The organism is Candidatus Nitrotoga sp. M5, from assembly GCF_927904885.1.
Taxonomy (GTDB): domain Bacteria; phylum Pseudomonadota; class Gammaproteobacteria; order Burkholderiales; family Gallionellaceae; genus Nitrotoga.
Window position 1 is genome coordinate 1 of sequence record NZ_CAKMNW010000071.1, and the last position, 6176, is coordinate 6176.

Below are 6176 nucleotides of genomic sequence, written 5' to 3' on the forward strand. Positions count from 1 at the left end.
ACTTGATCGCCTATAACTGTATTCGTTATCTCATGATTGAGGCAGCACAACAGGCCAATGTGCCGGTACGACGAATCAGTTTTAAGGGCAGTGTCCAGGCGCTTCGGCAGTGGGAACCGCATCTTAATCAGACCAAAATCAGCCATCAAGAGCAGCGCCGATTAATCCAGTTGCTGTATGAGTCTATTGCCGATTATATCGTGCCAGAACGACCCGATAGAAGTGAACCCAGAGCAGTGAAACGAAGACCCAAACCGTATCAGTTATTAACCGCTCCAAGGCATGAAATGAAAGTGACAAAACATAGAGGCTGATACCATGCTAAAGCAGCTTAACTTAGTGGCATTCCAGGCAGACCTGAATGATGGCTTCTCCGCCACTGTTTCCCCGCGTGCATTGCTGAGCATGTTGCCTATCTTGGCATCCTGAGCCCAGGACGGAATCAAGACCCAGCGCATCTTGCGGAGATGCCTGCCGCTTGCCTCATCAGCAGTGATGGTGCAGATAGGTAAAGATGGCGCGATGTTCCAGGAAGACTGGAATTCGAAGTCGTTATTCAGCTGAAAATGTTCACGGAGTATCGCGGGATTTTCATTTAGCGCGAAGCGGCCACACATAATTAGCTATTCCAGATCACATCGTACTTCTGAGTTATTTTGTGCAATGCATGCTTATATACAGCATAGGAATATTTGCCATGCCTCAAATCAGAACCAGATATCTGAAATTGATGAATTTCCAGTTGGGGTTTGAATTTTTTCTACGAAGAACGCTGACTGAACAATTTTTTTGAATTTTTGCAAATTCATTTGAGATAATTTCATTAATAATGCCCAAAAGCTTCTTCTTCGTAACAAGTTCCTTAGTCATATTATCTCCAAAATTAGGTGGGCGTTGTCTGGCTCCCCACTTTTTTCATTGCTGAAAAAGAATCTTAAAATTTTTATAATATATTAATAACCCGAACTTTAACTATAGGTGCGCTTACGTACTTAGGAGGAAGAAGTCTTTGGGTTCCTCAAGGTGAAGTAATTCCCTGTTACATCGGGGATATTACTCAAAATAAGGCCAGACCCGCCTAAGCTGGTCTGGTTGGAGCTTTGACTGGCCAATAGTTAACTATTGAATCGGTAACGTCGTTTTCAAGGGGCACTTTAACCATTTGCACGTAAGGTTATACCACCCATTCAACTACTGTGGAAACCAGGTAAGAACTCTATACCCGTCCGCATAACTAATTCGTCATAACTTATCGGCTTTCCTACCCTAGCTTCATCAGTATTGTCGAGCCAATGTGCCCACGCTCGATTGGTAGCTGGATCATAGACCAATTTAAACAAATGCTGTGGTACCCAGACCTTGTTAATTCCAATCGTGGGAGGGACGCCGTCAAATACTGGCCCACTAATCACATAAACATCCCCGTCCGCCCGCATTACATATTTGCGGGTAGCCTTCTCAATACCGGCCCATGACTTGCGATTGTTGATTGGATATTGCGGTACCATATTCGCTAAGGAGAAACTTTGCGTCATAGATTCTTCCGTCGCCATGTCACCTGCCGGTGCCATGTGTCCACGGTCAAAACCATAACCCCGATAATCATCCAGCTCTGCCCGTTCCGCACTTGGCAGTCGCGCCTCTGCATAAAATCGTGTTGCTCTGGTAATTTGGGCCTCAACCTGTACTTTATTTATTCGCTGTGCCACGTATATCGGTGTACGACTATTACTGGAGTGTAAGATTGCAAATGCACTAAAACAAAGTGCTCGTGGCTGCAGTCCTTCTTGAAATTTTATGATAGGTGGATTGCCCTTCGAGAATAGATGTCGGCATTGATCAAAATCCCTTTCGGCTGCGAATGCAGTGGTGGCTGTTATTACTATTAAAATAGATACGACAGTAATTTTCCACTGGATCTTTATTCTTTCCATCAAGTGAAGGGTCATAAAGTATCCAGCAAAGATATGGGCAAATATGCCCCGTGATTGTTATTAAAATTTGTCATGGAGGATCCTTATGTCTGAATTATCAACGTTTGAACAATACTACAAACTTGCCGATCAGCTAATTGAAAAAATGAGCAAGGAAGACATAGCCGAGTGTGCGCGGTTATTGGCACTTAATGTGGCCCATTACCAGTCGAAGTACGGTGAACTCCCGCTCGATGAGACACTCGGCATGTTAGGCATGAGCAAGCCCAACGACGAACAGATTCAGCTAATAAGTGATGGTATGGAAGTATTTGTTGGGGTGTTGGGATGTGTCGCTTCTGGGATTGGGCTACAGAAACACTGAGCCTTGCCGATATATATCTGATAGCGATCAATTCTTCTAAAAAGCTTTTCGAGCACCTTTCTACACGGCATTGCTTATCAGGTGGTTGAATGTTTGCGTTCATCCCTTTTCCGAATTGAAAGTACTAACAAAGGTTGAAATGTGGCCACACTGATACCCAGTCTTAACACATGTCTCTCCAGAATGACGGGGGGAGAGAAACGGACTGCGCAGCGCCTTGAGGCTAAATTGGAGGACGATTATTTACTTTGGTATGACGTTCCCATCGGCCCAGCCAACAGCCATCCCGATTTCATTGTTCTTCATCCCCAACGTGGCATTCTTATTCTCGAAGTCAAAGACTGGAAACCAGACAATATTCGAAGTGCAACTAAGCAGTCTTTTGAATTATTGACCGTCTCTGGTATCAAGCACTTGATTAACCCATTGGAGCAAGCACGGCAGTATGCCCATGCGGTTAGCAACTTATTGCAAAGGGATAAGGAACTAACTATCAACAGCGGTGTAAAGGCTGGCCATCTTTTATTCTCATGGAGCTATGGCGTGGTTTTCCCGAATATCTTGCGCAAGACATTTGAAGAGTCTGGCCTTGACGAAGTTATAGAACCCAGTCGTGTTATTTGCCAAGATGAAATGTTCGAAAACGTTGACCCGGAAGAATTTCAGCAACGGCTCTGGAATATGTTCACGCTCAAATTTCCCGGTAAGCTCTCGTTGCCACAACTGAACCGAATTCGCTGGCATATGTTTCCTGAAGTTCGAATTGCGACTTCTTCTAGTCTTAGTCTCTTTCAGGAAGAGCCGCAAAGTGAGGTGATTATTCCTGATCTCTTGCGTGTGATGGATTTGCAACAGGAGCAGTTAGCGCGCAGCTTGGGGGAGGGACACCGAGTGATTCATGGCGTTGCAGGTTCAGGCAAAACGCTCATCCTCGGATATAGGGCGGTGCATTTGGCTCAAGTATGCACCAAGCCAATTCTAATTCTTTGTTACAACAATACCCTTGCCTCGAAGTTGCGTGCTGTGATGGCTGGCAAGGGACTAGAAGCAAAAGTGTTGGTACAAACATTTCATTCATGGTGTAGTGCGCAATTGCGTGCCTACAACGTAAGTTTTCCGAAACATCACGGCAACGACAATGAGTTCTTCAGCAGCATGGTAGATACGATTATTCGTGCAGCGGATAAAAAGCAAGTTCCATCGGGTCAATATGATGCTGTGCTTATAGATGAAGGGCATGACTTCCGCCCGGAGTGGCTCAAGTTAGTCGTACAGATGGTAGACCCACAAAGCAATTCGTTGTTGGTTCTATACGATGATGCACAATCCATTTATGAACATACTAAGAAGCAGAAATTTAGCTTTAAGAGCCTTGGAATTCAGGCGCAAGGCCGAACGACGATCCTGAAAATAAACTACCGAAATACAAAAGAGATTTTGAACGTTGCAGCTTCATTTGCCAAAGAATTGCTTTCTCCTATTGATGCAGATGAAGACGGGATGCCAATTGTGCAGCCAATGAGCGCAGGACGAAATGGCATATCTCCTACCCTTGTAAATCTACCATCGCTAGATGAAGAATCTATGTGGATCATCAGCCAACTTAAAGAGGAAAATCGCACGGGTACGCCCTGGAAAGACATGGCAATTTTGTATCGCAGTTATTATCCAGTTGGACAGACAGTCGAAAGAAGACTTAAAGCAGCTGGCATTCCAGTTAGTAGCAAGAAAGAAGTAAGGTTCACTGATGACCAGGACACGGTGAAGCTGATCACCATGCACTCATCGAAAGGGTTAGAGTTTCCTATCGTTGTTATCCCTGACATAGGATTGATGCCAGACGAAAATTGTGTCTCTAAGGAAGAAGTGCGTTTGCTTTATGTCGCTATGACTCGCGCGACTTCCAGATTGATGATGACCAGTCATCGAAACTCACTATTCACAGAGAAACTTCAATTGGCTATCGGTGGGGAATGAAGTTGCCGGTGGCCGCTTTGCGGCGATGAAAAACTAAGAATAGATTTCCATTTTGTTCCATTTTTCAGACGGTCTAGATAGCATAGGGGCAGCAACCGCTTTTCGGCCTTTGCTGTCGGTGACAGTTAGACCTGGGAACGACCGGTATGGAATGGTTACCAGCCATAGGCGATGGAATCATTCAGAACGGCTGCTTTCTCGATACGCGACTGCGTACTATCGACCCATTGCTGACATTCGTGTCCAACCTTGTGGGATGTGGTGAATTCGCAAACCGCACCTACGTGCTAAAAAATCACCAAGGCAAGTCGGTCATCAAAAATCCGCTGGTCTATCATTTTTTATGATTTTAGGCTGAACGATATGTCGCTTCACCTGATGTCCTGTTTTTTGATACCTCACCCCCTCGATCTCATATATATCAATAGAGTCGAGGTCTAGTTCGAGAGCTGGTTTGATCGGGTCTGGAATAAGCCACATAGACGTGTTTCGAGTCCCTTCTCTTTGGGACAGCCAAACTTCCGGCTTAAACCAACTTCTAGGGGAATCCTCATCGTATTCCCACAACTCAACGTGATCAGCACCGTAATCCGCATCAGCGTTCAGAACCATCGATGCCTTGTTGAATAGAACAACATTGCGGCCGGGTGCATCTTTGTGAACCGTCGTATTCTGGGCCGAGGGAAAGATAATTCCGTCGAGTACAAGTTTGGGATGAGTTGATAGAAAGTCAGCAATTGCCTGTGTAATTAGATAGCCCTGCTCTTCCAGCTCTGGCATGACCGGCATCACCATCTTCTGTGTGAGAGTTTCCATAAAAGCGCATCTGGCAGCTTCCCCTGCGGTGGCAGGATCAAACGGGCTTGAAGTCGGCTTGAGCGTGATAGAGCCAAGCTGGTGAAGATCAAGTAGTCGTAGTGTTCGGATTGGCTTGAACGCCCCCACAACCACATGACAACCAACTGGAGGGCGTACCTCAGAAATGGCGATCTCTTTCTCAGTTGCCCCATAAAAAACAGATACCCCCTTGGCATTCATTCGCCCGGCTACACCTACGCCAGATGGCGGCGAACCGATATGACGCTCTGGGTGGCGAAGAGCGGTCTCCATTGCCTCTAACGTCTGAAATACACGGGCTCGATACAACGTATTAATTTCGCAGTCCGCCCCCAACTCCATAACAACGCCCTTGCTTTCGCTAGTTCGGTCATCATGTAAGGCTCCAAACATATTTTCCAGCATTCTCGCGGTTTTTGGATTGAGGTAGCGTGCCTCATGCTTGAGGCTTCGTTCCATCTCATTCCAAGCATTGCTCAGCGGCTCTGCGGTCTTTGTCTTTTCAACGAACCATGGCTCCTCACCATAATGATGCTCTTGACTGTCGAATTCAAACCACATATCTGTAAGCAACTCAACAAGATCAGCGACAACCTCTTGCTGCGGCGAAACAATCCGATCAAGTACTCCTGCTAGATATTCACCCTCGGGAGTACGCTCGTAGATAATAACCGCGTCGGAAAGACTGGACACCTCATAGAAATTCTCGATAACGGTATCGCAACGATCCGCCAAGGTAGCCATGTCGATGGTGGGTCCAATTGACTCGCAGTAATCACAGTCTTGATCTAAGGTAGAACTCTTCGCAATTTCTGCTTTGAGATAGGCATCCGAGACACAGGTTGCGCAAATTCTTTTATCCGATGACATCTCCAGATTGCCTTATTGTGTTAGTCGTGAAAAATTATCTGCCGGAGTGCCGTATTGAGCAGCAAGCGCACAGTCCCATTCATAGTACTTCATGTTGTTCCGGTCACGCGCATAGGCACTGAGCGTCAACGACTGCAAATGGCACGCAGCACTCATAGCGCCATGCTACCGCAAAGCGGCCATAGGTGGAATCC

6 protein-coding genes and 1 pseudogene are annotated in these 6176 nt (G+C 46.1%); 4 read left to right on the forward strand and 3 right to left on the reverse strand.

All coding sequences use genetic code 11. The features are described 5' to 3' along the window. Positions 1-314, forward strand: a pseudogene (locus tag MJ770_RS13285) (IS4 family transposase); the annotation flags it as partial. Here the strand turns inward: MJ770_RS13285 and MJ770_RS13290 are convergent. Together MJ770_RS13290 and MJ770_RS13295 are read right to left on the reverse strand one after the other, a co-directional pair. Beyond that, the gene (locus tag MJ770_RS13290) at positions 267-617 is read right to left on the reverse strand and encodes an SOS response-associated peptidase (protein ID WP_239255225.1); all 351 of its coding nucleotides are present in this window, start codon (positions 615-617) and stop codon (positions 267-269) included. The pseudogene MJ770_RS13285 and the gene MJ770_RS13290 sit on opposite strands and share 48 nt — an antisense overlap. A 570-nt stretch (positions 618-1187) precedes the next feature. Continuing rightward, positions 1188-1949 (reverse strand): DNA/RNA non-specific endonuclease, encoded by a 762-nt coding sequence (locus tag MJ770_RS13295; RefSeq protein WP_320412236.1) that lies wholly within the window; start codon positions 1947-1949, stop codon positions 1188-1190. 70 nt (positions 1950-2019) lie between these two features. On the opposite strand from MJ770_RS13295, the gene MJ770_RS13300 reads away from it, so the two are divergent. The 3 genes from MJ770_RS13300 to MJ770_RS13310 all read left to right on the forward strand — a co-directional run bounded on the left by MJ770_RS13300 (position 2020) and on the right by MJ770_RS13310 (position 4622). Then, positions 2020-2298: a hypothetical protein gene (locus MJ770_RS13300; protein ID WP_239255227.1), complete on the forward strand. Its 279-nt coding sequence runs from the start codon at positions 2020-2022 to the stop codon at positions 2296-2298. 141 nt (positions 2299-2439) lie between these two features. Further along, the gene (locus MJ770_RS13305; protein ID WP_239255229.1) at positions 2440-4275 is read left to right on the forward strand and encodes a DEAD/DEAH box helicase; all 1836 of its coding nucleotides are present in this window, start codon (positions 2440-2442) and stop codon (positions 4273-4275) included. A 146-nt stretch (positions 4276-4421) separates the two neighbouring features. Further along, positions 4422-4622, forward strand: coding sequence for a hypothetical protein (locus MJ770_RS13310; RefSeq protein WP_239255231.1), 201 nt, complete (start codon positions 4422-4424; stop codon positions 4620-4622). On the opposite strand, the gene MJ770_RS13315 is transcribed toward MJ770_RS13310, so the two are convergent. Continuing rightward, positions 4591-5982 (reverse strand): RES domain-containing protein, encoded by a 1392-nt coding sequence (locus MJ770_RS13315; RefSeq protein ID WP_239255233.1) that lies wholly within the window; start codon positions 5980-5982, stop codon positions 4591-4593. The two genes, MJ770_RS13310 and MJ770_RS13315, sit on opposite strands and share 32 nt — an antisense overlap. Positions 5983-6176 lie beyond the last annotated feature (194 nt).

Coding starts and splice junctions, on each gene's coding strand:
- MJ770_RS13290 (WP_239255225.1), bottom strand. CDS start 617: ATGTGTGGCCGCTTCGCGCTAAATGAAAATCCCGCGATACTCCGTGAA.
- MJ770_RS13295 (WP_320412236.1), bottom strand. CDS start 1,949: ATGACCCTTCACTTGATGGAAAGAATAAAGATCCAGTGGAAAATTACT.
- MJ770_RS13300 (WP_239255227.1), top strand. CDS start 2,020: ATGTCTGAATTATCAACGTTTGAACAATACTACAAACTTGCCGATCAG.
- MJ770_RS13310 (WP_239255231.1), top strand. CDS start 4,422: ATGGAATGGTTACCAGCCATAGGCGATGGAATCATTCAGAACGGCTGC.
- MJ770_RS13315 (WP_239255233.1), bottom strand. CDS start 5,982: ATGTCATCGGATAAAAGAATTTGCGCAACCTGTGTCTCGGATGCCTAT.